Source organism: Geomonas paludis (assembly GCF_014193585.1).
GTDB classification, from domain to species: Bacteria; Desulfobacterota; Desulfuromonadia; order Geobacterales; family Geobacteraceae; genus Geomonas; species Geomonas paludis.
Genome location: NZ_BLXY01000001.1, coordinates 111,544 through 134,743, shown reverse-complemented (window position 1 = coordinate 134,743; position 23,200 = coordinate 111,544). Strand labels below are relative to the sequence as shown.

19 protein-coding genes are annotated in these 23,200 nt (G+C 65.6%); 11 read left to right on the top strand and 8 right to left on the bottom strand.

What is annotated here, in order from left to right; all coding sequences use genetic code 11:
* Positions 1-192: 192 nt before the first annotated feature.
* A complete protein-coding gene (locus tag H7687_RS00610) occupies positions 193-1,116 on the bottom strand; it encodes a LysR family transcriptional regulator (RefSeq protein WP_183344038.1) in 924 nt (307 codons plus the stop codon).
* A gap of 512 nt (positions 1,117-1,628) precedes the next feature.
* Between H7687_RS00610 and extH the strand changes: the two genes are divergently transcribed.
* The 10 genes from extH (at position 1,629) to extS (ending at position 11,706) form a co-directional block, all read left to right on the top strand.
* The gene (extH, locus tag H7687_RS00605) at positions 1,629-2,942 is read left to right on the top strand and encodes a selenite/tellurite reduction operon rhodanese-like protein ExtH (protein ID WP_183344036.1); all 1,314 of its coding nucleotides are present in this window, start codon (positions 1,629-1,631) and stop codon (positions 2,940-2,942) included.
* Positions 2,943-2,994: 52 nt separating this feature from the next.
* On the top strand, positions 2,995-4,194 hold the full coding sequence (extI, locus tag H7687_RS00600) for a selenite/tellurite reduction operon porin ExtI (protein ID WP_183344034.1): 1,200 nt from the start codon (positions 2,995-2,997) through the stop codon (positions 4,192-4,194).
* Positions 4,195-4,261: 67 nt separating this feature from the next.
* Positions 4,262-4,582 (top strand): selenite/tellurite reduction operon protein ExtJ, encoded by a 321-nt coding sequence (extJ, locus tag H7687_RS00595; protein ID WP_183344032.1) that lies wholly within the window; start codon positions 4,262-4,264, stop codon positions 4,580-4,582.
* Positions 4,583-4,663: 81 nt separating this feature from the next.
* A complete protein-coding gene (gene extKL, locus H7687_RS00590; RefSeq protein WP_281376674.1) occupies positions 4,664-6,001 on the top strand; it encodes a multiheme c-type cytochrome (seleno)protein ExtKL in 1,338 nt (445 codons plus the stop codon).
* Positions 6,002-6,231: 230 nt separating this feature from the next.
* Positions 6,232-8,127: a selenite/tellurite reduction operon c-type cytochrome ExtM gene (gene extM / locus H7687_RS00580; RefSeq protein ID WP_246404480.1), complete on the top strand. Its 1,896-nt coding sequence runs from the start codon at positions 6,232-6,234 to the stop codon at positions 8,125-8,127.
* Positions 8,081-9,337 (top strand): selenite/tellurite reduction operon b-type cytochrome iron-sulfur cluster-binding subunit ExtO, encoded by a 1,257-nt coding sequence (extO, locus tag H7687_RS00575; RefSeq protein WP_183345976.1) that lies wholly within the window; start codon positions 8,081-8,083, stop codon positions 9,335-9,337. Before extM ends, extO begins: the two co-directional genes overlap by 47 nt.
* Positions 9,292-9,684 carry a QcrA and Rieske domain-containing protein gene (locus tag H7687_RS00570; protein ID WP_183344028.1) on the top strand — a complete coding sequence of 131 codons (393 nt, stop codon included), beginning with the start codon at positions 9,292-9,294 and terminating at the stop codon, positions 9,682-9,684. Before extO ends, H7687_RS00570 begins: the two co-directional genes overlap by 46 nt.
* Before the next feature lie 200 nt (positions 9,685-9,884).
* Complete coding sequence (locus H7687_RS00565; RefSeq protein ID WP_183344026.1) at positions 9,885-10,505, top strand: cytochrome b N-terminal domain-containing protein; 621 nt, start codon at positions 9,885-9,887, stop codon at positions 10,503-10,505.
* Positions 10,502-10,918 carry a selenite/tellurite reduction operon b-type cytochrome membrane protein ExtQ gene (gene extQ / locus H7687_RS00560; protein ID WP_183344024.1) on the top strand — a complete coding sequence of 139 codons (417 nt, stop codon included), beginning with the start codon at positions 10,502-10,504 and terminating at the stop codon, positions 10,916-10,918. The genes H7687_RS00565 and extQ overlap by 4 nt, the downstream gene beginning before the upstream one ends.
* Entirely contained in the window at positions 10,894-11,706 is an 813-nt protein-coding gene (extS, locus tag H7687_RS00555; protein ID WP_183344022.1) for a selenite/tellurite reduction operon c-type cytochrome lipoprotein ExtS, read from the top strand. The genes extQ and extS overlap by 25 nt, the downstream gene beginning before the upstream one ends.
* Positions 11,707-11,816: 110 nt before the next feature.
* On the opposite strand, the gene H7687_RS00550 is transcribed toward extS, so the two are convergent.
* Positions 11,817-12,935, bottom strand: a complete 1,119-nt coding sequence (locus H7687_RS00550; protein ID WP_183344019.1) for a methyl-accepting chemotaxis protein — start codon at positions 12,933-12,935, stop codon at positions 11,817-11,819.
* 291 nt (positions 12,936-13,226) lie between these two features.
* Between H7687_RS00550 and H7687_RS00545 the strand changes: the two genes are divergently transcribed.
* Complete coding sequence (locus H7687_RS00545) at positions 13,227-14,342, top strand: glycosyltransferase (RefSeq protein ID WP_183344017.1); 1,116 nt, start codon at positions 13,227-13,229, stop codon at positions 14,340-14,342.
* 38 nt (positions 14,343-14,380) lie between these two features.
* Here H7687_RS00545 and H7687_RS00540 read toward each other — a convergent pair whose 3' ends face one another.
* The 6 genes from H7687_RS00540 to glf form a co-directional block, all read right to left on the bottom strand.
* Entirely contained in the window at positions 14,381-16,612 is a 2,232-nt protein-coding gene (locus H7687_RS00540; RefSeq protein ID WP_183344014.1) for a family 1 glycosylhydrolase, read from the bottom strand.
* 12 nt (positions 16,613-16,624) lie between these two features.
* The gene (gene galK / locus H7687_RS00535; RefSeq protein ID WP_183344012.1) at positions 16,625-17,695 is read right to left on the bottom strand and encodes a galactokinase; all 1,071 of its coding nucleotides are present in this window, start codon (positions 17,693-17,695) and stop codon (positions 16,625-16,627) included.
* A gap of 14 nt (positions 17,696-17,709) precedes the next feature.
* Positions 17,710-18,801: a M24 family metallopeptidase gene (locus H7687_RS00530; RefSeq protein WP_183344010.1), complete on the bottom strand. Its 1,092-nt coding sequence runs from the start codon at positions 18,799-18,801 to the stop codon at positions 17,710-17,712.
* On the bottom strand, positions 18,798-19,883 hold the full coding sequence (gene galT / locus H7687_RS00525) for a galactose-1-phosphate uridylyltransferase (protein WP_183344007.1): 1,086 nt from the start codon (positions 19,881-19,883) through the stop codon (positions 18,798-18,800). Before galT ends, H7687_RS00530 begins: the two co-directional genes overlap by 4 nt.
* Positions 19,884-19,944: 61 nt before the next feature.
* Positions 19,945-21,732, bottom strand: a complete 1,788-nt coding sequence (locus H7687_RS00520) for a glycoside hydrolase family 2 protein (RefSeq protein ID WP_183344005.1) — start codon at positions 21,730-21,732, stop codon at positions 19,945-19,947.
* Positions 21,733-21,796: 64 nt separating this feature from the next.
* Positions 21,797-22,933 (bottom strand): UDP-galactopyranose mutase, encoded by a 1,137-nt coding sequence (gene glf, locus H7687_RS00515; protein WP_183344003.1) that lies wholly within the window; start codon positions 22,931-22,933, stop codon positions 21,797-21,799.
* Between the last annotated feature and the right edge of the window lie 267 nt (positions 22,934-23,200).

Genomic DNA, 23,200 nt, shown 5'->3' with positions numbered 1-23,200 from the left:
TCCCCCTTGTCCAGAGATGGCTGCACCCGCCCGGTGGGCTTCCCCGCGATAATGGGGACGCAGAGAGGGTGGAGATAATGAAGTTTAATATGCTACCACTAATTTTTTTGAAAGGAAGTGCGGAGCGGACATGGTAGGTGGAAGTAGGGCGGAAGCAGCAAGAGAACGAGAGGAGAAGAGAGGGGAAGGGATTCAGCGCGGTGTCAGTTCCGCGGGCGGGGTGAGTGAGAAGCGGTGGAAGATCCCCTCGATGAGGTCGAACAGCGTCGGGTCGAGGTTGCGGTTCTTCTCCAGGACCAGGCGCCGCGGCCGGGACGGGGCGAACCCTTCGACGTGGTGACTGACCAGCGATCCCTCGGCCAGGTAGGAAGCCACCACGCTGCGGGAGATGAAGGTGACGCCTTCTCCGGCCTGGACAGCCTTGATGATGAAGGGGATGTCGTCGAAGTAGACGGTGTTGCGGAACTCGGCGGCGTCGCGGCCGATGGCGTGCATGCTCTTTTCCAGGAAGCGACGGGCGCAGCAGCCGGATTTCTTGCAGTACAGGCGCTGGCCGAGCATGGTCTCGACAGTAACCACCTTGTTGTCGATGCCGAAGCCGGGCCTGCTCACGAAGACCATCTCGTCGTCTGGCAGCGGGTAGACCGCGAACTCGTCGAGGTTCAGGTCCTCGCAGAATTCGATCAGCACCAGGTCGTAAAGCTTCTCCTTGAGCCCCTTCAGGGCCCCTTCCGGCATGTCGAAGACGAAGCTCAGTTCGCTGGTCTGGGAGTTGCGCGACATGAAGCGGGTGAAGATATCGGGGAGGAAGGAGATGCCGAAGGGAGCGGTGCAGCAGAAGGAGATCTTGCGCTTACACGCCAGCAGCTCGAGTTCGTGGAGGAATTCCTGCTCCATCTTGAGCAGCAGCCGTGCCTTCTCGACCAGTAGCTGGCCGGCCGCGGTCAGCTTGAGGGTAATGCCGGAGCGGTCCAGGAGGAGTTGGCCGTAGTGGTCCTCGAGGATCTTTATCCTGCGGGAAACGGCGGACTGCGTCACGCAGAGGATGTCGGCCGCTTTGGAGAAGCTGCCACATTCGACCGAAACTACGAGGGTCTTCAGGTTGGTGAAATCCATGTGTCTGGTCTCGACGCTGCCGGCGATGCGTAACACGCATAGGTTGTGTGAGAATATGTCGTTTGTGCATATTGCAAAATTCTTATATTAATTGCAACACTGAATGTCGAAAAAAACCATTGAATCAAAAAAGATGGTTAAGCAAGTTTAATTACCATGCGTGTTATGCATAGGGGCATGAAAAACTTTCACTTGAGTAGTTCGCCCCATCTTGCGAAGAAGCGACAGTACCTTTGGGAGCCGTCCTTCTGTCGGCCTTTCGCCCAAAAGCAATTGTACGTCGATAGTTTGCGACACGGTAACAGGATCAGCCCCTTTGCCGTGGCAACGTTTGACAGTGCTTCTGTCTATCTCTCAGCATCTTGACTTACCAAAGTCACATTCTTGACAGAAAACGAAAATATTTTAACTTTTGCCGGTGTGGGCTTTGACTGTGCTCATCAATGAGAAAGGAGGACGGGAACTCTAAGAACTGTTGGAAGCCATATTTCAGCCAATCCAAAGGAGGTTGTATGTCGGAAAAGATGATGCAAAAGAGCAGGGTGCTGCTGTTCTCGCTGCTCGGTCTGATCGCCGTCGCGGTTCTCAGCATCTGGGGGTGCGGTGATACCAGCTATGACAGCCCCGCCAAGGGGATTACCACGACCAAAACTGCAACCGCGCTGATCGAACCCGCTGAACTGAACCAGTGGATCACCGAGGGGAAGGTAAACAAGGCCGGCGGTTACGACCGGGTGGTGGTCCTCCAGGTCGACGGGACGGCAACCAACTACGACCTGGGGCACATCCCCGGTTCCCAGAGCGTCGGCCTCAATGCCGAGCTGGCGCAGACACGCGTTGAGGGCCCCATGTACACCGGCGCCATGGTTCCCGACGGCACCACCATGGACACCCTGATCCAGCGCACCGGCATCGACGCCAACACCACCATCGTCTTTACCACGTCCGAGGCGGAAAGCGCGTCGCCGTGGAACCTTACCCGCGGCTACACCGTGTTCCGTTACTGGGGCTTCCCCAAGGAAAGGCTCAAGGTGCTCAACGGCGGCAACAAGGCCTGGAAGGCCGCCGGCCTGCCGCTGGTCTTCGACAAGCCCACCATCGCCAGGTCGAGCTATGTGGTGACCCCCAACAGCATCAACCGCGTCAAGCCGGACCTGAGGGCCTCCCTCTCCGACATGATCGCCGCGGTAACCGCGGGGACCGCCAGCAACGACTTCATCGACGGCAGGAGCACGGACGTTCCCGCCGGCCCCACCTCCGACCTCATCGACACCTCGACCCCGACCAAGTACGTGGTCTTCGAGGGCGCCGTGCACGGCGGGCGCAACAAGGCGCACACCCTGCTGCACACCGCCGGCAAGTTCAAATCCGTGGACGAGGTCAAGACGGCGCTGGCCATTCCCGCCGGTCGCACCTCGGTCTACACCATCTGCCGCGCCGGCAACATCGCCTCGGTACTCTTCTTCGCCATCGACGGCTATGCCTACTACAACGAGACAACCGCCGGGGCCATGAAGGCGATCTGGTACGACGGCTCCTGGGGACAGTGGGGGCTCATGGCCAGTTCGGACAAGGTGGGCGCCACCCTGGTCAACGCCGGGGGCAAGCTCGCGGTAGGCTCCATCTGGGATACCACCGCCCTGACCGATTCGCGCACCTACAACATCGATGCCGGGCGCGCCATCGTCACCTACAACACGCGCCTTTTGAGCCCCGAGCCGACCTACGCAACCGGCAACCAGATCGAAGATGCGGACGCGGCCTACCACAGCCCGGTCACTACCAGCAACGGCAGCGGCACCTCCGGCGGCGGAGGCGGCTGCTAGCGGCACAGGCAGCTTTCGGATCATCAATCGACCACATAGGGAGTAGACGACCATGATCAATATCAACAAGACCGTTTGTGCTGCCCTGCTCGGGCTTGCTCTGACCAGCACAACCGCATATGCAGGACCCAAAATGACCTTCGGCCCCAATGACGAAGGGGCGCTGCAGCTGGACTACAAGGGCCAGTTCCAGATGACCTTCCGCGACATCGGCTCGGGCGATAACAACGAGGACACCACGGCTAACTTCAACTTCCGCCGTAACCGCCTGGCCCTCATGGGCAAGTACGGCGACATGATGTCCATTTACGTGCAGACCGAGTACACCGACGACCAGAACCTGACCCCGCTCGACGTGGCGTCCGAGAACCAGGGCTCCAACTTCCAGCTCCTGGACGCGGTGGTCCGCTTCAAGCTCGACAACGCGTTCCGGATCAACGTGGGCAAGTTCAAGTACAACCTCTCGCGCGAGAACCTGGAGGCGTGCGAGGCGCCGCTCACCCTGGACCGCTCGCTCTTCATCCGCGCCCCCTACGTGACCACCCGCGACACCGGCGTGGCCGTCTGGGGCAACCTCTTCAACGACATGTTCCAGTACCGCCTGGACGCCATGGAAGGACGCAAGGCTGTCTCCGGCGACACCGCCCCCGCCTCGAACTTCCGCTACTCGGCGCGCGCCCACGTGACGCTGCTCGACCCGGAAAACGACTACGGCTACAAGGGGACCTACCTGGGCAAGAAGAAGGTCGCCACCATCGGCGCGGCGTACCAGTTCGAGCCTGACATCGCCTACGCGGACACCGTCGCCAGGACCGGAAAGAAGGATTACAAGGCCTGGACCTTCGACGGTTTCGTGGAGTACCCGGTCGAGGGGCTGGGGACCTTCACCGCTTCCGGCGCCTACGAGAAGGTCGATCTCGACAACGCCTACCTGGGCGACAATCCCGACGCCAACGTGATGGGCATCAACGGGGAGAAGAACGGCTACTACGTGAAGGCCGGCTACATGCTCCCCAACATCCCGCTGCAGCTCTTCGTGCGCCACGAGAACTGGAAATTCGCCAGCCTGAACGGCATCTACGATCAGCGCGTCTTCTGGACCGGCGGCGGCATGAACTATTACCTGCGCGACCAGAACCTGAAGCTCAGCTTCGAGGCGAACTCCACCGGTTTCCGCAACGGCAGCGGTACCACGGCCGACGGGACCGAGGAGTTCATGACCTACGTGACCCAGCTCCAGGTAATCTTCTAACCACAGACAGCGAAGGGGACTGGCTCCGCCAGGTGCCAGTCCCCCTCGGCCAAGAGGAGGAAAAGCGATGTTTGCTAAATCGATGCGGATTGCGGCAGCTGCCCTGGTGACCCTGAGCCTGGCGGCAACGGCCTTTGCGGCAGGACCGGCGAAGGGGAAAGTAACCAAGGTGGAGGGTGAGCAGGTCACGGTGACCCTGGAGGCGGCTCCCCCGGCCTACGTGAAAAAAGGGGCCACCGTCTCGGCTGCCGGCGGCTCGCCCAAGGTGCTGGCCGTGCAGGGTAACGAGGTGACGCTCAAGTTCGGCAAGGCCAAGGCGGAGAAGATGAAGGTCGACACCCCGGTGTCGCTCACGGAGTGCGAAGGGGACGAACTTCAGGGTTGCTGAGGCAAAGGGCGCCCCGTAAAAGCGGGGCGCCCGCAGTCGCAGATCATCGGTTGAACGGGAGTATCCATGAACCCACTGATTATGCGGGGTGGCCTTGCCGCCGCCCTTGTTTTAGGGGTGCTGACGGCACCCTCTTTTGCGGGAAAAGCAGGCATCGGCTGGCAGGAGACCATCGCGGCCAAATCGGGCAAGGCGAAGACGCTCGCCGAGCTGGCCAGGATGTACGATTCGAGCCCCTGCGTGGAATGCCACCAGGAGCAGCATGACCAGGCCTCCAAGTCGATCCACTCGCGCTCCCTCTTCGGGACGGCGCGCACGGCGATGACCATCATGACCACCATCGAGAACGGCCTGATGGAGGAGCCGTACTCGGGGGTGAAGAGCCCCAAGGACGTCAAGGTGGAGCACCTGATGGGGTGCGCCAAGTGCCACCTGCCGCAGCTGGCCGACGCCGAGGACTCGGTGGCCCAGGAACTGGTCACCACCCTCTACGGCTGGAAGGAGGCGCGGGCCAAGAAAGACAAGGAGGGGGCCAAGAAGCTCGAGGAGAAGCTGAAAAGCGTCTCCATCAACTGCCTGGTCTGCCACAACAGGAACGCCATCACCCACAAGTGGCAGGACGGCTATCCCAAGGCGGGGGTGGTCTACGGTTCCAAGGACGGCGATCATCCCTCGGACCAGTTCCCCAAGATGGCCAAGAGCCCGATCATGGACCAGGCCATCCAGTGCGGCCAGTGCCACGGTCTGGGGCCGAACCTGGAACTGGACGAGCCGACCCAGTGCTGCACCTCGTACGGCAGCTACCTCTGGGCCTACAAGGCCGAGGTGGGGCAGGAGAACTGCCAGGACTGCCACATGAAGAACTCCAAGCTGGGCCACAACATCCAGTCCTACCGTGATGCGGCCATGAGCGACAAGGCGGTCGAGTTCAAGGCCGAGGCCTTCGGGTACTACTGGCGCGACGGCGCCAAGATCAGGCCCAGGGCGGTGGTCAAGGTCGAGATGCTCAACAAGGCGGGCCATTCCATCCCCGACGGCTGACCGACCCCCAACCGACTGGTTCTGTCGGTACTCGGTAAGACCAAGGACGGCAAGGAAGTGTTCAACCAGGAGAAGATCTACATGCCGGTGCCGCAGCAGCTGGCCCGCGGCGACCGGATGGGGCGCGGCCCCTACGAGAAGAGCGGCCTGATCGAGGACACCGGCCTTCCCCCGGGCAAACTGGTGAAGGAGCGCTTCGAGATCTTCTACCCGCTGGAAGAGGTGGAAGTGAACGGCAAAACGGTGGAGATGCCAGCCGCCTACGAGCTGGACGTGGAAGTGAAGCTCACCTATCTCCCGTTCGGCACCCCCAACGGCGACCCCTTCGTCTGGAAGGAGTTCACCAAGACGGTGAGCATCTCAAAGAGCGGAAAGTAGCAAAAAAGAGGACGGTTCCTGGTTTGTTATGGCCGGCATCCACCGCGATGCCGGCTTTTTTTGTCCATCGCTCATGAAAGGTTTTGGAGAATGGTTTTAATTTGACTATAATGCGCGGGAGTTCAGTAAACCGGACAGCGGGCGATATGAGGGCTACAGACCGAGAAACATACGCAGCTCCTCCCTCCGGAGGGGGGAGGCCGGGAGGGGGGACGCAGGATGCGGGGGGGATGGATTTCCCCCTCCCTGGCCCTCCCCCTCCGGGGGCGGGGACCGTGGCGCCATGCGGCTGGTCCGGGGTTACCCGCAAAGCCGCTCTGCTGGCTGCTCTTCTCGCCGCCGGGTGCAGTGCACAGGGGGCGCCGGGCAACAACTGCCTCACCTGCCACGCCGGCATCGAGCACGCCTCGGCCACGCACCACGACTGCGTCGCCTGCCACGGCGGGGACGCCGGGGCCACCCAAAAGGAAGCCGCCCACCGCGGCATGCTGGGTAAGAGCAATCCCTCCGCCCCCGAGCACTGGGACAAAAGCTGCGGCTCCTGCCACGTGTACCAACTGGACCGGGTGCAGTCGAGCCTGATGTACACCACGACCGGAATGATCCGCAACATCCGTCTCACCTGGGAAGGGCCTGAGGAGGGGGACTTCGCCAGTCGCGCCGGTGAGGTCTACGATCCTGCCGGCAGGCCGCTACGGCTCAAGCCGGTGGCCGAACTCGACCACGTTTCCGGTGAGCTGTACCGCAAGTTCTGTTCGCAGTGCCACGTGGCGCGGGAGAGCGGGGAGGTCTACGGGGCCAGCCACGCCTCCGGGTGCGCCGCCTGTCACTTCCCTTACAACGACCGCGCCCTGTACCGGGGTGGCGACGCCACCGTGCGGGGGAGGGGACCCTACGCGGCGAGCCACGCCATGGAGCGCCTCCCGGGCAACGAGGTCTGCTCCCGTTGCCACAACAGAAGCGGGCGCATCGCCTACTCCTACCAGGGGCTGAACGACGGCAGCAATTCCCTGGTGCCGACCCGCTTCGGCCTTCCGGGGGCGGTCATGGCCAGCGGCAACAGGAACCTGACCCACATCGCGCCGGACATCCATTTCGCCGCCGGCATGGATTGCATCGACTGCCACACCTCGCGCGACCTGATGGGGGACGGCTACTCCTACCGCAACATGTACCTGCAGACCGAGATCGCCTGCGAGGACTGCCACGGCGGCGTGAAGCCCCCGCGCTACCGGGAGATCGCCAGCGAAAACGACGAGGCGCTGCGGGAGTCCCGGGGTTACCGCATGCAGATGCGGCAGGGGATGAAGATGATTCTCACCGCGAAGGGGCGCGCCTACTCCAACGTCTTCTACCAAGACGGCGCGGTCTGGGTGCTGGGCAAGCGCAGCGGCAGGCTGTTCAAAAGCCGGGTCATCACCGGCACCCCAGAACATACCGTGGTCGGCCACGGCCGGATGGAATGCTACTCCTGCCACAGCCGCACCGTGGTCCAGTGCTACGGCTGCCACACCAGCTACGACAAGACCCGGTCCGCCATGGACTACGTCAAGGGGGTGCCGACGCCGGGACGCTTCAGCGAGAAGGAAGATTACCGCATGCTCTACCCCTTCCCGCTGGCCCTGAACCAGCGCGGCAGGATCTCCACGGTCACGCCGGGGTGCCAGACCTTCGTGAGCGTGGTGGAGCCGGACGGAAGCCTCTCCAAAGACGAGTACGTGGCGCGCTTCAAGGGCAAACAGCAACTTCGCTTCGCCCCCTTTTACTCGCACAACACCGGCAAGAAGGCGATCGGCTGCGGCGAGTGCCACGGCAACCCCGCCTTCCTCGGCTTCGGCCAGCACGTGGTCTCCGGCAGCAACATCGAGGGGACCATGATCTGCGAGCAGTCGGCGGACAAGCCGCTGGACGGCTTTTTGACCCTGCAGGAGGGGAAGGTGCGGGCCTATTCGGCCATCACCCGGGAGCACTCCCGCCCCCTGAACGGCGCCGAGGTGCGCCGCGCCCTGGCGGTGAACCTCTGCCTGGTCTGCCACGACAAGGCCGCCGACCCTATCTATCGAAAGGAGCTGGACCATGGTGCGCTCAGTGATGCGCTACATCGTCGCCTTGTGCCTGCTCCTTAGCGCGACCGTCGCTTTAGGCAAGGAGAACTGCACCGTCTGCCACAAGAAGGTGGTGAAGGGGGTGCACCGGGGACTTCCCTGCCTCTCCTGCCACCTGGACGAGACCAGGACCCTGGCCAACCCTGCCTCGCGGGAGAGCCGCGCCGCCGGCTGCGTCGGTTGCCACAAGGGATACGCGGCGCTTTTCGATCAGCCCATGGGGAGTCGTCGCCCCGAACTCGACTTCGTCGCCGCCAGTTACGGGAAGGTCGATCCACGCTTCTTCGCCCGCAACTGTGGCGCCTGCCACCTCAAGGGGTGCACCGACTGCCACGCCGGCAAGGGGCATGACATCGGCAAGCCCCGCGATCGCGACTGCTTCGCCTGCCACAAGGGGTACTTCGTCGGGACCGACTACTACGGCATGGCGCCGCGCGAGGACAGCATGCGCTACCAGCGCGGCGAGGTGGCCTATGGGGAGGCGTACCTGAAGATGACCCCGGACCTGCACGCGGAGGCCGGTCTTACCTGCGGAGCCTGCCACTCCATGAAGAGCCTCGCCGCCGGGCGCAAGGCGGCCAAGGGGTGCCGGGATTGCCATGAGCCCAAGCGCAGCGTGCCGGAACACCGCATCGCGGCGCACCTGGAGAAGATGGAGTGCTGGGCATGTCACGCGGCCTGGGCCGCGCAGGAGTACGGCACCTTTTTCCTGCGCTTCAGCAACAGCCCCTCGCAGGAGCTCTACGGGCTGCGCCGGGACCAGGGCGCCGAGGAGTACCTGAGAAGTGCGTATCTGCGGCGCCAGGACGCGCCACCGCTGGGGTTGAACGGACGGGGCAAGGTGAGCCCGATCAGGCCGGAGTTCATCGCCTACTTCACCGATGTGAGGAACGACCGCGCCGTCTGGGACGAGAACCGGCTTCTGGCCGCCCGGTGGAGAGCCTTTTTCCCCCACACCGTACGCCGCGGCACCGTCATGTGCGAGGGGTGCCACGACAACCCGCGCCGCTTCCTGCGGGAGCCCGGGGAGGACCGCATTTACCAGCTGCAGGCCGACGGGATGACGCTGACCTCTTTCTGGGACGCGACCGGCCAGCAGGTGACCAACGGCTCCTTCTACCCACAGCGGCGCTACCTGGAACTTTCCCGCAAGAGCACGGCCTATCGGAGGGCCTACCTGGAAAAATGGCAGAGCTTGGTCAAACACGTCGAACCTTCCTCGGCACCCTGATTGCGCTGGTGGCGGGCGGATGGTTCCTGGGGAAGTTCCTGACCCCGCGCGGCAAGCGCAAGAAGACCCTCCTAGCGGTAGCCAGGGGTGATCTCCCGCGTGACGGGGCACTGGTGTACCGTGAGGCGCGCATCGCGGTCCTGAACCGGGGCGGGCAGGTCTACGCGTTGAACCTGGTCTGCACCCACCTGGGCTGCACGGTTAACGTAACCCCCGCCGGTCTGGTCTGCCCCTGCCACGGCTCCGAGTTCGACCGCGAGGGGAAGGTGCTGAAGGGCCCCGCCGACCGGGCCTTGCAGCGCTACCAGGTGCAGTTGGTGGGAGAGGCCTATCACGTGCAACTGTAGGGGCGAATAATCATTCGCCCAGCTTTAAGCTCCCCTCCCTTGACGGGAGGGGCAGGGGGGTGGGTGAAGCCGCAGGAATACGGGAGTGATGGCACCTTCCCCCACCCCCTGGCCCCCTCCCGCAAGGGGAGGGGGGATCGATCGGCGGGACGGGAGCAAGGTGGGGTGGCATTACAGGTGAAACAGCGGGAGCAACTGATTTGATCAAGGACTTCCTGAAACATCTTTTTCCCCGGGCGGTGCTGCAAAGGAACCTGACCCTCTCCTATACCCTCTGCCTGGGAGGGGTGGCCTTCACCTGCCTCATGCTGCTGGCCGCCTCGGGGCTGCTGCTCCTTTTCTACTACCAGCCCGCCCCGGCCGCCGCCTACCCTTCGATCCTGCTCCTGGAGTCCTCGGTCTGGGGGGGGCGTTACCTGAGAAGCCTGCACCGGCTCGCCAGCCACTTCTTCCTGGTGCTGATCGTCTTGCACACCCTGCGGGTCATCCTTACCGGCGCCTACCAAAAACCCCGGGAGCTCAACTGGCTGGTCGGCTGCGCCCTGCTATTGCTGGCCGTCTTCGAGGGGTACACCGGCTACCTTCTCCCCATGGACCAGCTCGCCCTCTGGGCCACCCAGACCGGGATGGAACTGCTGCACATCATGCCGCTTGGCGGCGCGCTGCGCGCCGCGCTGGTGCCGGACGGGGTGGGCGAGCCGGCCTCGCTGCTCCGGTTCTACGTGCTGCACATCCTGATGATCCCGGGGGCCCTGTTCTTTCTGAGCGGGCTCCATTTCTACCGGATCAGGAAGAACAAGGGGGTGCTCCCCTACCTATGAAACGAGGCTACCAAAAGAGTTCGCCGTACTTCTTCCGGCTCATCAAGATCGCGCTGGCCCTCACGGTGCTGGCCCTCATGGCCCTGGCGGCGCTGGTCCCGGCCCCCCTGCAGGAACAGGCCGACCTCGCCCGCGTCCCCAACCCGGTGAAGTCCGCCTGGTTCCTGCTCTGGATCCAGGAACTGGTCAGCTACTCCAAGTACCTGGTCTACCTGGTGCTGGCGCTGACGGTCGGTTTCATCGTGCTCCCGTGGCTCTCCCGTTCCCCCCAGCATCAGGGAGCCTGCTGGTTCCCCCGTGAGTCCCGCGTCGTGTGCTGCGTGGCCCTGGCCACCTGCGTGGCGGTGCTGGCGCTCACCCTGGTGGCCATGTGCTGCAGAGGTGCCAATTGGCAGTTCGTTTCCCCCTTTTAGTAGCGCTGGCCGTGCTTGCCGCCCCGGTGGCTGCACAGGGCGGAACTCCCTCCTGCCTCAGGTGTCACCCCGTGCACTACCGTGCCCTGGGCAGCTGCGTGGCCTGCCATGGCGGCGATCCCCGTTCGGATCGGCTGCGCATCGCTCACCACGACCTGGTGCCGGGACGCTTCGCCTGGTTTGCCGTGCCGGGCTCCGCCACCACAAAGCGCGGGCGCGAACTGATGGAAACCTACGCCTGCCGGCGCTGCCACACCTCGGCGGGGAAAGGGAACCGGGTAGCGGCGGACCTCGATCATCTCCCCGCGGGGACCACGGCGCAGGGAATCTCAGACGCGATCGTCAACCCGGCGCTGCTGATGCCCCAGTTTCACTTCACCGAGCGGCAGAAAACGGAGTTGGTCAATGCGGTGCTGGCGGGGGCGCGGGAGGCTGGAAGTAAGGTGGGAAGCCGGACGGGAGAGTCGCCCCAGGTGGTGCATTTCCAGAATGGCGATACCCGCAGGGACAATGTCTTCGAGAGGCGCTGCGGCCCTTGTCACAGGGTAGTCACCCGCACCTGGGGTGGGCTGGGGCGCGGCAGCATCGGCCCCAACCTTTCCGGGCTGTTGACCGAGGTCTACCCCAAGACCGGACCAAACAGGAGCACCTGGAGTTCGGCGGCGCTGGAAAAGTGGCTGGAAAATCCGAGGAAAAGCCGGGAACAGACCCCGATGCGCCCGGTAGCCCTGCAAGAAGGGGAGTTGGCACAGTTGCTGGACCTTTTGTCAGACCGTCCGCGCCGGTAACGAAGTGAGGTCCGCCCTTCCACCCCTGAAACAAAGCAGCCCCGCCGGATACCGGGTCCGGCGGGGCTTTCCCTCCCCGTCTCAAGGAGGTGAGAGGCGGGGTGGACCCGTTAACCGCGCACGATCTCTTCGAGGTTGCTGGCTATGGTGGTCGAGGTCGCGGCCTGCTCTTCGGAGGCGGTCGCGATCTGCGCGATGACATGCTCGATCTGCTCGATCGAGGTGACGATGTTGGCGAGCGAGCTGTCCACCTGGTGCGAGAGCGCTTCGCTCACCTCGGCCTCGCTCTTGCCCCGCTCGATCGATTCCACGGCCAGGGCCGTTTCCTTCTGGATCTCCTCGACCATGAGCCGGATCTCCTTGGTGGAGGCGACGGTGCGGTCCGCCAGGCGGCGCACCTCGTCGGCCACCACGGCGAAGCCGCGTCCCTGCTCGCCGGCGCGGGCCGCCTCGATGGCCGCGTTCAGCGCCAGCAGGTTGGTCTGGTCGGCTATGTCGTTGATCACCGAGACGAACTCGCCGATTTTGGCCGACTTCTCCCCCAGGTTCCCGACGATCCCTGCCGAATCCCTCACTATTTCCGCCACCTTGCGCATCTCGCTCACGGCCTGGCTCACCACGTTCTGCCCCTCGCGGGCGTTGCCGGCCACCTCCGCGGCGGAGTCGGCGGCGTTGACCGTGTTGCGGGCCACCTCGTTCACGGTCATGCTCATCTCTTCCATGGCGGTGGCGATCTGGGTCACCCGGGTCTCCAGGTATTCCTTGCGCTCGATAGCTTCCTGCTGGTGCTGCGCCACGGCCTTCTCGGCGGTGATGTCGTTCCAGCAGGCCATGTAACAGAGCACTTTGGAGGGGTCGTGGCTGTCCCAGATGGGGTAGGTCGAGGTACGCAGGGTAACCTCGCCGATGGGGATCTCGGCGGTGTGGGGCATCCTGCCGCGCGGTTCTCCGAAGATGCTGCGGATGCGGGCCGGGTCCTTGTGGAACTGGTGGATGCTGTTCCCTTCCGCGTTGGCGACGTCGGCGCCGCGCAGGCCCGCGTTCAACTGGCTGCGGAACTGCTGCATCAGGGCCCGCGCCTGCTTGTTCATGTAGATGATCTTGTTGTCGTTGGTGGTGTCGCAGAGCATGACGATGTTGTCAACGTTGTCGAGCATCTGGGCCATCTTGGCGATTTCTACGGCCTGGTCATCGAGGAGAGCCTTGTTGCCATTGCCGAACAGTTTCATGAGTTCTCCCTTCGCGCCCGTTTAGGGCCCGGTTCGGTGGTGCTGACCCCGGCCGGAACTGCGCACGGGGAAATGCACGGGTCATTGATCTTCATCGGCAGGAACCTTTATAACTTTAATGTGATCGTTTATTACGTTTTTTAGATGGAATGGCCGCATCGGTGCCTTGCGCGGCTTCACTTCGCGGTCGCTCATGTTAAAATCCTCTACTGTTGTTTCGGGCCGGGCACCTGCCCGGAGCGGATCATAGCGCACGGCAGCCGGGCGGCGGGCCGTCGACAGGAGGCGGGGGTGCACGAAGCAATCATCGTTTTTTCCCACCTGCGCTGGAGCTTCGTCTACCAGCGCCCGCAGCAGTTGCTGGCGCGCATGGCGGAACGCCGCCGCATCGTCTTTTTCGAGGAGCCGGTGCTGGACCGGGAGGCGGATGCTTTCCTGGAGTGCAGCAACCCCGCCCCCGGGGTGCTGGTCTGCCGCCCGCACACACCGGTAGAGCGGCCGGGATATCACGATGAACAATTCTCCTGCCTGGTCCCGCTGCTCGAGCAGCTCCTGCGCGAGGAGCGGCTGGAGCGGTACGTCGCCTGGTTTTACACCCCCATGGCGCTGCCGCTTGCGGCGACTCTCAAGCCCCGGCTGGTCGTCTACGACTGCATGGACGAACTGTCCGGGTTCCTCGATGCCCCAAAAGAGTTGGCGCAGCGGGAGCGCGCCCTGCTGGAGCGGGCCGACCTGGTCTTCACCGGCGGCCCCAGTCTGTACCGGGCCAAGCAGCGCCACCACCCACGGGTCTACTGCTTCCCGAGCAGCGTCGATGCGGCCCACTTCGGCCTTGCCTGCGATCCCGGCATCGAGCACGAAAACCAGCGGCTACTGCCGCGCCCCCGCCTGGGCTATTTCGGGGTGCTGGACGAACGGCTCAATCTCCCCCTGCTGGACGCGCTGGCCTGCTCTCACCCGGAGTGGCAGATCGTCATGGTCGGGCCGGTGCTGAAGATCTCCCAGGAGTCCCTGCCGCAGCGCGAGAACATCTGCTACTACGGTCAGCAACAGTACGCCGAACTGCCACGCTTCCTGGCGGGATGGGATGTCTGCCTCATTCCCTTCGCTTTGAATGATGCCACCCGCTTCATCAGCCCCACCAAGATCCTGGAATACATGGCGGCGGAAAAGCCGGTGGTGAGCACGCCCATCACCGACGTGGCCGGGCCCTACGGGGACATCGTCTTCATCGGGGACGGCATCGAGAGCTTCATTGCCGGGTGTGAAGATGCCCTGGCGCTCTCCGAGGCGAAGCAGCGGGACATGGTGCAGGCGATGCGGGCCGTGGTCGCCGGCACATCGTGGGAGGGGACGGTGCGGGCGATGGAGGAGCTTTTGGCGGCGCCGCGGCCGCCGAAGCGGTAGCGGACAACGTTGGCACAAGGAAAGAGAAAGGCCCCGCTTCAGGGGCCTTTTTTCGTGTCGGGGCCTGCGGCTCCCCCCGGCTGGTCCAGTCCGGCTGGGACGGTATCGACCAGGTAGCGGGCCAGGGCGTCACTCAGTGGCGGCAGGGCGATGCCGCGCTCGCTGGCGAGGACCGAGAAGGGGGGGCGGGGAGCGATAAACCCGAGGGCGGAGGCGGGGCAGGGGATGACGCTTGCGGTGTCCAATCCCGCCAGGGTCGCGCAGTGACCCGCGAGCTCCGCCCACGTCACCGCGCCATCGTTGGTCAGGTGCCAGATGCCGTGGGCGGCGTCGACCAGGAGGTCCAGGCAGGCGTGCACCAGGTCGGGTACGTAGGTTGGGGAAACCACCAGGTCCGAAGCGGCCTGCACCGTCTCCCCCTGGGCGAGCCGGCGCAGGGTGTCGGTGACGAAGTTGTACCGGTCCCAGGGGCCGAAGAAGGCGCTGGTGCGGATCAGCAGCGCCCCCGGGTGCAGTGACTGTACCAGGCGCTCCGCCTCTGCCTTGCTCCGTCCGTAGACGTTGAGGGGCGCGACCGGGTCGGTTTCGTGGTAGGGGGTGCCCTTGCTGCCGTCGAAGACCATGTCCGAGGAGAAGGTGACCAGGGCGATGCCCCGGCGGGCGCATTCCCCGGCGAGGATGCCGGGGCCGAGGGCGTTCTGCCGGAAACAGGTATCGGCGTCTCCTTCCGCCTCGTCGATGCGGACAAAACCGGCCGCGTTGATCACCGCCCAGGGGGTGAAGAGGTCCAGCGCCGCGGCGACCGATTCCCGGGAGGTGATGTCGAGGTCGTCGCGCGAGAGGAGGTGGCAGGGGACGCAGCGGCTGGCGCAGACCAGGAAGAAGGCGTGGCCGAGGGTCCCGGTCTTGCCGATCACCACCACCCCTCCGGCGGCGGGGTGGGGCGGAGCCGGGATAGCGCGCTTGGGGCGGCAACCGGGGAGGAGCCGCTCGGGGCGGCGCCACCATCCCGGCCGCGCCAGGGTGGGGTGGAAGGCCCTGCCGAAGAGGGCGATCTGCTTCAGCGCCGTGGCGAGGGCCGTGGGGCGGGGCGCGGGGCCGCTCACGTCGAAGACGCCGGGTTCGTAGCGCCCCTCCATGCTGGTCAGCAGACCGCACCAATCGTAGGATCCCAACAGGGCCCACGAGGTGACTGCCCGCACCGGGACCCCCTCCCGGCACAGTTTCAGCGCGGCCTGCCACGCCTCGTGGAACCAGCGCAGCTGGTCCTCCCTGGTGGCCCCGGCGTGGACCTCGGTGAGGGCCACCTCGCGCCGGTAGCGCAGCCACGCCGAGCGCAGCACCTCCTCGTGCCCAAGGATCCCCTCCGGGCAGGCCCGCACCGCCTCGACGTCGGCGTAGCGGTGCCGGTGATTGCCGCCGTGGCTGGTCTCGGGGTAGCGCTCAAGGCGCTGGTCGAGGTAGCGGTCGCTGGTCAGGTAGTAGTTGAGGCCGACCACGTCCGGCGTCATGTCGCAGCCCAGGAAGTAGTCGAACTCCTCACCGCTCACTCCGCACTGGGACAGCCACAGGCGCAGGGGGTGGTCCCGGTCCACCCTCCCGGCCAGGAGGTCGAGGCTCAGCCAGCGGCGGCTGTTCTCGTAGTTGGCCTGGTAGCTCAAAACGTTGGTGGCAAAGGTTCTCCCCATGTCCTCGGTCATCACCAGCCGCGCGCCCGGTATCACCCGCCTGATGGCCCGCATCGCCTCCACGATGGCGCGGCACTGCGTGACCACCGCCCTGACGAAGCTTGCGTCGTCGCGGCCGTGGGGATACCAGTGACCGTAGAGGCAGCTGAAGCGGGCGGTGGTGAGCGGTTCGTTGACGGGGGTGAACGAGGTGAGCCAGGGATAGCGGGCGGCGACCATGCCGGCGTAGCGGGCCAAAAGGTCGGGGAAGCCGGGATCGGTGAGGTCGGTGTAGCGCGGGCCGCTGCCGTGGTGCAGCAAGCCTACGATCGGTTCGATATTGAGCCGGCGCAGCAGCGGCAGCCTCTCGTCGCTGAAGCTCCAGTCGGGACGCTCCAGGGAGTCGGGGGCCACCATCTCCCAGAGCACGGGGTAGCGCAGCGCGGTGATGCCCAGGGTGGCGAAGAGCTCCAGGTCGCCGGGGCGCGCAAGGTGACCGCTCAGCTCGATCTGGCTGTGGAAGCGGTCGCCGACGCGGTGCAGGGTGCACTCGACCCCGCCCCAAAGCTCGGGAAAGAGCCGCCTCCCCTGCGTCCCGGTCACGTCTCTTGCTCCCTACTGCGGGACCAGCAGGGTGCCCTGCTGTCCCTGTTCCCGGTAAAGGGCAAGCACCCGCTCGCCGACGGTGCGGGCGGAACCCGCCCGGACCAGCGCCACGCAGGCGCCGCCGAACCCCGCGCCGGTTAAGCGGGCGCCGAAGACCTCGACCTGCTGCTGCAGCAGCGAGACCAGGAGGTCCAGTTCGGGGGTGGAGACCTCGAAGTCGTCCCTGAGACTCCGGTGCGACTCGTTCATCAGCTCCCCGAAGCCGCACGCGTGCGGCGCCACCAGGGCCTGGAGCACCCGCTCGTTTTCCTTGATCACGTGCCGGGCCCGGCGCGCCAGCTCCTGTGGCAGTCGGCTCAGTTCGGTCGGGTCATCCAGGTCCCGCAGCGACGCGAGACCCAGGAGCCGCGCCGCCTCCTCGCACTCCTGGCGGCGCAGGTTGTACCTGCTCTCGCCGAGCCGGCGCGGCACGCCGGAGTCCAGCACCAGCAGTTCCGAATCGCGCGGCAGGGGGACCAGCTTGCGCTCCAGGGAACGGGTGTCCAGGAAGAGCATGTGGGTGGTGTCGGCGAGGCTCGACGCCATCTGGTCCATGATGCCGCAGTTCACTCCGGCGTAGCGCACCTCGGCCTGCTGCGCCATCAGGGCCAGGGAGAGGTCGTCCAGGTCGAGGCCGAACAGCGTGCGCATGGCGCGCAGAAAGGCCACCTCGAGTGCTGCGCTGCTGGAGAGCCCGCTCCCCATGGGAACGCGCGAGGAGACCCGGGCGCAGACCGGGTCGCAGTGGTAGCCGGAGACGCGCAAGAGGGCCAGGCAGCCGTGCAGGTAGGCGGCGAAACCGCTGGGGACGGCCCCCCCCGCCTCGGACCAGGCCCGCTCCTTCAGTTCGCTGGCGTAGTAGTGGTTCAGGCCGTCGTGGCTGTGGGCCACCTCCACCCGGGTCTCCAGCGGAATGGCGATGGGGAGGACGAAGCCGTCATTGTAATCGGTATGCTCGCCCAACAGGTTCACCCGACCAGGTGCGCTCGCCGCTGCCTGCACCGCAAAGCCAAAAGCGTTCTCGAAGCTGGTCTCGTCCATATCGTGCTCCTTCTCTACCCCTGCCAGATCAGGGGGCGCTCCAGGCCGGCCACCGGGGCCGTGGGCCAGACCGGGTCGACGGTGAGGTTGACCAGGCCGGTCTCGGTGATGAGGAAGGTGTCCTCGATCTTGGCGCCGGCAAGGCTCGGGTTCCAGGCCACCGCCATCCCCTCCTGCAGCACCTCCTGGCTTTCCGGCCCCGCGATCGTCTCGCGGGACAGGTACCCCGTGGTACCCCCCTGGTGGTGTTCGCGGATTGCCTCGCCGAATCCGAAACCGGCGTAGGCGTAGCTGAGCTCGCGGTAAATCTCGTTCAACTGCTCTCCCGGGCGGGACAGGGCCAGCACCCGCGCCTCGATCTCGCGCACCAGCCGGTGCCGCTCCTGCTCCTCGTCCGCCAGGGGACCGAAGGCGACGAAGCGGGTCAGGTTGGCGTAGAGGCCGAAGCCCCGGGCGCAGAAGACCAGCATGGCCCGGCTGCCGAGGGGGGCGTCGCCGGGAAGGGGGTGGCGGTACAGCTTACAGCGCCGCTCCCCGGCGGCCAGGATCAGCGCCGGGGCGAGGCCGCGCGACAGCAGGGCCCGCGCCCCCGCCCCGGCCAGCTGCCGTTCGCTCCACTGCGGCTGGGCCTGGGTGAGCACCTCGGTCATCGCCTGCGCGGCGAGGAGCCCCACGGAGCGGTAGCGCTGCATCTCGGCATGGGTGAGCACCCGCTTGGCGGCAAGCAGGGGGGCGGGGAGCTCGTGCTCCCCTTCCGCGGGGCGGTCGGAGCAGACCGGCAGGCCGTGCGCCAGTTCGCGCAAAACGACGTCGATCTGCGAGGGGTAGGCCCACGGCAGCACCCGGAGCTCGAACCCCTCGGGAAGCTGTTCGTCCGCCAGGCGCTGCGCCTCGATCTCGCTGGTCACCACGAAGGCCCCTTCCGGGGTGACCAGCACCTCGGCGATCCCTGTTTCCGCAGCGAGCAGCACCTCGTTGGAGCCGCCCGCCGTGATCCAGGCGAACCAGTCGATCCCTTTCAGGCGCACCGCCATGTCCGGGCAGAGGGACTCCCTGATCAGGCGCACCTTCTGCGCCGCTTCGGCCGCGCGGGTGGCGTCGTTCATAGGACCACCTCCACGTTGATCAGTTCCCGCGCCTTCTCCTCGGGGAGGGCGTCGTTGGCGAACATGCCGGCGGCGAGCTCGGTGCCGGCCAGGTACTTGAGCCGGTCGCTGGAACGGTAGGGGGGGTAGAACTCGGCGTGCAGGTGGCTCTCGGGGTGCTCGTGGCCGTCGGCGGGGGCGCCGTACCACGCCATCAGGTAGGGGAAGGGGCGCTGCCACAGCCCGTCGTACTTAAGGAGCGTGGTCTTGAGCGCCCGGGCCAGGTCGGCCCGCACCGCCGGGGTCAGCCGGTCGAAGCCCGGCACCGCCCGGCGCGGCGCCACCCACACCTCGTAGGGGTAGCGGGCGCAGGGGGGGACGAAGGAGACCGCGTGCTCGCCGAGGTAGAGGATGCGCGCGCCGGAGGCGACCTCCCCCTCGATCATTTCCTCGAGCAGGGGGCGCCCGGTCTCCCGGTAGTGGACCAGCTCCTCGGCCTGCATGCGCGCCGGGACCGGCGGGACGAAGGGGTAGGCGTAGATCTGGCCGTGCGGGTGGTGCAGGGTGACCCCCACCTCGACCCCCTTGTTCTCGAAGGGGAGCACGTACTTGATGCACCGGTCGCTGCCGAGCAGCGCCACCCGGTCCCCCCACACCTCCATGAGGAGCTCGATGTGGTCCAGGGGGAGGGCGGCCAGGGAGGCGGAGGGGTCCTTGGTGAAGACCACCACCTCGCACTTGCCCCGCGCCGGCGCGGTCTTCACCGCCTCGCGGGGCGGGTCGTGGGCGGCCTGGGCGAGCGACGGGAAGCGGTTGTCGAACACCGCCACCTGGTACTCCCCCTGGGGGAGCTCGGTGGGGTTTTCCGGGTCGCGGGTGGGGGCGAGCGGGTTGTACTCCGGCGGCGGCATGAAGGTGCGCCCCTGGCGGTAGCTCGCATAGGCGACCCATTCCCCCCGCAGGGGGTGCCAGCGCAGGTGCGGGTTCGCCTGCAGAGGCTCGCGGTTCGGGCTGGGAGCTTCCCCCTCGACCCGGATCGGGGTGCGGCCGTAGAGGGTGAGGCTGCGTCCGTCCGGCTTCTTCATCTCTTCCCTGTAGAGCATGGCGTCGGTCCCTTTCCCCCCGGCCGCGGCTGGAGGGTGGTATGTCGGTTGGGTGGTCGGGCTAGGTGCTTTCCCAGTGCAGCGCCCCCTCCTCGACCTGGCCCCGCACCGCCTCGGCGATGCGGTCCAGCGGGATCTTCGGGGTGCGGTCCGGGTAGAGGAGGCCGTTGGCTTCCTGGAAGGTGTCGGCGAACTGGGTGTAGCAAAAGCCGCTGAACATGGCGGTGCCCCGGGCGACGTCGATGAGTTCCAGCACCAGCTTCTCGAACTGCTCCAGGTTGTCGTGCCTGAAGTAGCCCCAGGTGCCCCGGTGGGATTCGTCGGCGGGGTTCACGTAGGCGACGCCCCCGAACTCGGTGAGGATGATGGGCTGGCCCCGGTGCGGGTAGCCGTCCAAGGTGAGGATGCGCCCCCCCGGGCGGCGCCGGTCGAAGAGCTCGTCCGGTTTCACCTGCGGGCCGTAGCGCTCGCGGAGCGTGTGCGGGTCGTTGTCGTAGTCGTGGATGCCGATGATGTCGGTGGCGGAGCTTTCCCAGCCGTCGTTGCCGATCACCGGGCGTTCCGGGTCCAGCGTCTTGGTGAGGTGGTAGAAGGCGTGCACCGCGTCGCGGTGGGCCTGGGTGGCGGTGAGGTCGGGGACCCCCCACGACTCGTTGAAGGGGACCCAGACGATGACGCAGGGGTGGCTGTAGTCGCGCTCGATGGCCTCGGTCCACTCCCGCATCAGGCGCTTGACGGCGCGGGTGGTGAAGCGGAAGGCCGACGGCATCTCGGCCCAGACCACGAGGCCGAGCCGGTCCGCCCAGTACAGGTAGCGCGGATCCTCGAGCTTTTGGTGCTTTCTCACCCCGTTGAACCCCATCGCCTTGGCGAGCTCCACGTCGCGCCGGGCCGCCTCCGACGAGGGCGGGGTCATCAGGGTGTCGGGCCAGTAGCCCTGGTCCAGCACCAGCTTCAGGGGGTAGAGCCGGCCGTTCAGAAGGAAGCGGTCCCGGTGCACCTTGGCCGAGCGGAGCGCCGTGTAGGAGGTGATGCTGTCGATCACCTCGCCCCCCTTCATGAGCTTCACCTCGGCGTCGATCAGGCGCGGGTGCTCGGGAGACCAGAGCAGGTCGTTCCTGAAGTCGTCGATGCCCGGGTCGGAGAGGGCGATCCGGCGGTGCACCTCGCCCCGGATGACACGGTAGCGGTCCTCGACCAGCAGGTCGCCCTCGCTTAAGAGGCGCACCTGCACCTCGAGCTCGTCCGCGATGGGCCCCAGGATGAAGGCCTCGAAGCCGATCTCCCAGCGCTCCAGGTGGGGGGACCAGCGGATCCGGCGCACGTAGGTCTCCGGCACCTGCTCCAGCCAGACCGTCTGCCAGATGCCGGTGGTGCGGTAGTACCAGATGGCGTGCGGCTCCGGGCGCCAGTCCTGCTTGCCGCGCGGCTTCTCCAGGTCCTCGGGGTCGTCCTCCACCCGCACCGTGACCCGCTGCTGCCCGTCCGGGGAAAGGAGGTGGCCGATGTCGGCGCTGAAGGGGGTGAAGCCGCCGCGGTGCCTCGCCACCAGCATGTCGTTGATCCAGACGTGGGCGAGGTAATCGACGGCCCCGAAGTGCAGCAGCACCTTCTTGCCCCGCTCGGGGCGGAACTCGAAGTCGCGCTGGTACCAGCACACCTTATGGAAGCCGGTGTCGCCGATGCCGGACGCGCTGGCCTCGGGGGCGAAGGGGACCTCGATGGTGAGGGGCCAGGCCTCGATGTCGGAGGGGACACCGTAGCGCCCGTCGTCATCGAAGGTGAAGCGCCAGGGGCCGTTCAGGGAGAGCCATTCCGGGCGCTGCAGTTGTGGGCGGGGATATTCCATGCGCCATGCCTCGCTGAATGATTAGAAAAAATTCACCAGCAAAGACTAGCAGGGGAGCGGCGATTTACAACCCGGAGGGGTCGTCACCCTCGAGGCTGTGGAACAGGTCGAGGGCGTTTTTGAAGGCCTGGTCCATGTTGAAGTACTTGTAGTTGGCCAGGCGTCCGACGAAGTGCACGTCGGTGAGCCGGTCCGCCTCCTCCTGGTAGCGCCGGTAGATGGCGTCGTTCTCGGGGTTGGGGACCGGGTAGTAGGGATCCCCCTCGTCGGTGGTGTACTCGCGGGAGATGGTGGTCTTTTCGTGCTTCTGACGGGTGAAGTGCTTGTACTCGACGATGCGGGTGAACTCGCCGTCGGCGGGGTCGGGGTAGTTGATCACCGAGTTCTCCTGGAAGTACTCCCGGTCCAGGGTGATCCACTCGAAGTGGATGGAGCGCCACTGCAGCTTCTGGTGCCGCGAGTGCCGGTAATCGAAGAAGCGGTCGATGGGGCCGGCGTAGAAGAGCTTGCGGCAGCCGCGCACCTCGGCCGTGTCCCTCACGTCGAAGTAGTCGGTGTTCAGGCGCACCTCGATGTTGGGATGGCCGAGCATCTTCTCGAAGAGTTTGGTGTACCCCTCGACGGGAAGCGCCTGGAACCGGTCGCTGAAGTAGCGGTCATCGAAGTTGGTGCGGATGGGGATCCGCTGCAGCACCGAGGCGTCCAGCTCGTGCGGGTACTTGTTCCACTGCTTCTTGGTGTAGTGCTTGAACATCTTCTCGTACAGCACGTGCCCCACCCGCGCCAGCGCCGCCTCCTCGCCGTTTCTGGGCGCCGGATGCTTCACCTGCACCCGGTCCAGGAAGCGCTGCATCTCCGCTTCGCTTTGCAGCGACAAGCCGAAGAGCGTGTTGACCGTGGTGATGTTGACCGGGATCGGCACCAGCTTGCCGTCCACCCGGGCCAGCACCCGGTGCTCGTAGGGATACCAGGCCGAGAAGCGGTTCACGTAGCGCCAGACGTCCTCGTATTCGGTATGGAAGAGGTGGGCGCCGTAGTTGGAGACCAGGATGCCGTGCCCGTCGAAGCTGTCATAGCAGTTGCCGCCGATATGGTGCCGCTTCTCCAGCACCAGCACCCGCGACCCCCGGCAGGCATAGCGCTCCGCCAGCGTCGATCCCGAAATGCCTGCGCCCACGACCACGATGTCAAATGCGCCCATGGCTCTCACCCCGCGACAGGAGAATTAACATTGGAAGATGATAATGTTCCGTGCAGCTTAGTCAACGGACGCTCTTCGGGGAGGTGAGCGGGCCGCGACAAGCCGTGACAATGATTTGGGACGACAGTCACAGGGCAATCAAAAAGCTGTCAAAGCAGATGGCTGTTACGGGAAAAGGTGAACATTGCTATGGACTAATTTCCCAAGGCGGTGTAAGTTTTACTGCCTGACAGAATCGTTTCCTTCCGTTGTTCCCATAAGAAGCTG

What these genes read in the sequence shown, in the direction of transcription:
- galK (WP_183344012.1), bottom strand. Translation starts at nt 17,695, where the DNA reads ATGGACGAGACCAGCTTCGAGAACGCTTTTGGCTTTGCGGTGCAGGCA.
- extQ (WP_183344024.1), top strand. Translation starts at nt 10,502, where the DNA reads ATGAAACGAGGCTACCAAAAGAGTTCGCCGTACTTCTTCCGGCTCATC.
- H7687_RS00550 (WP_183344019.1), bottom strand. Translation starts at nt 12,935, where the DNA reads ATGAAACTGTTCGGCAATGGCAACAAGGCTCTCCTCGATGACCAGGCC.
- glf (WP_183344003.1), bottom strand. Translation starts at nt 22,933, where the DNA reads ATGGGCGCATTTGACATCGTGGTCGTGGGCGCAGGCATTTCGGGATCG.
- H7687_RS00610 (WP_183344038.1), bottom strand. Translation starts at nt 1,116, where the DNA reads ATGGATTTCACCAACCTGAAGACCCTCGTAGTTTCGGTCGAATGTGGC.
- H7687_RS00570 (WP_183344028.1), top strand. Translation starts at nt 9,292, where the DNA reads ATGGCAGAGCTTGGTCAAACACGTCGAACCTTCCTCGGCACCCTGATT.
- extM (WP_246404480.1), top strand. Translation starts at nt 6,232, where the DNA reads ATGGATTTCCCCCTCCCTGGCCCTCCCCCTCCGGGGGCGGGGACCGTG.
- H7687_RS00530 (WP_183344010.1), bottom strand. Translation starts at nt 18,801, where the DNA reads ATGAACGACGCCACCCGCGCGGCCGAAGCGGCGCAGAAGGTGCGCCTG.
- H7687_RS00520 (WP_183344005.1), bottom strand. Translation starts at nt 21,732, where the DNA reads ATGGAATATCCCCGCCCACAACTGCAGCGCCCGGAATGGCTCTCCCTG.
- extH (WP_183344036.1), top strand. Translation starts at nt 1,629, where the DNA reads ATGTCGGAAAAGATGATGCAAAAGAGCAGGGTGCTGCTGTTCTCGCTG.
- extJ (WP_183344032.1), top strand. Translation starts at nt 4,262, where the DNA reads ATGTTTGCTAAATCGATGCGGATTGCGGCAGCTGCCCTGGTGACCCTG.
- galT (WP_183344007.1), bottom strand. Translation starts at nt 19,883, where the DNA reads ATGCTCTACAGGGAAGAGATGAAGAAGCCGGACGGACGCAGCCTCACC.
- extI (WP_183344034.1), top strand. Translation starts at nt 2,995, where the DNA reads ATGATCAATATCAACAAGACCGTTTGTGCTGCCCTGCTCGGGCTTGCT.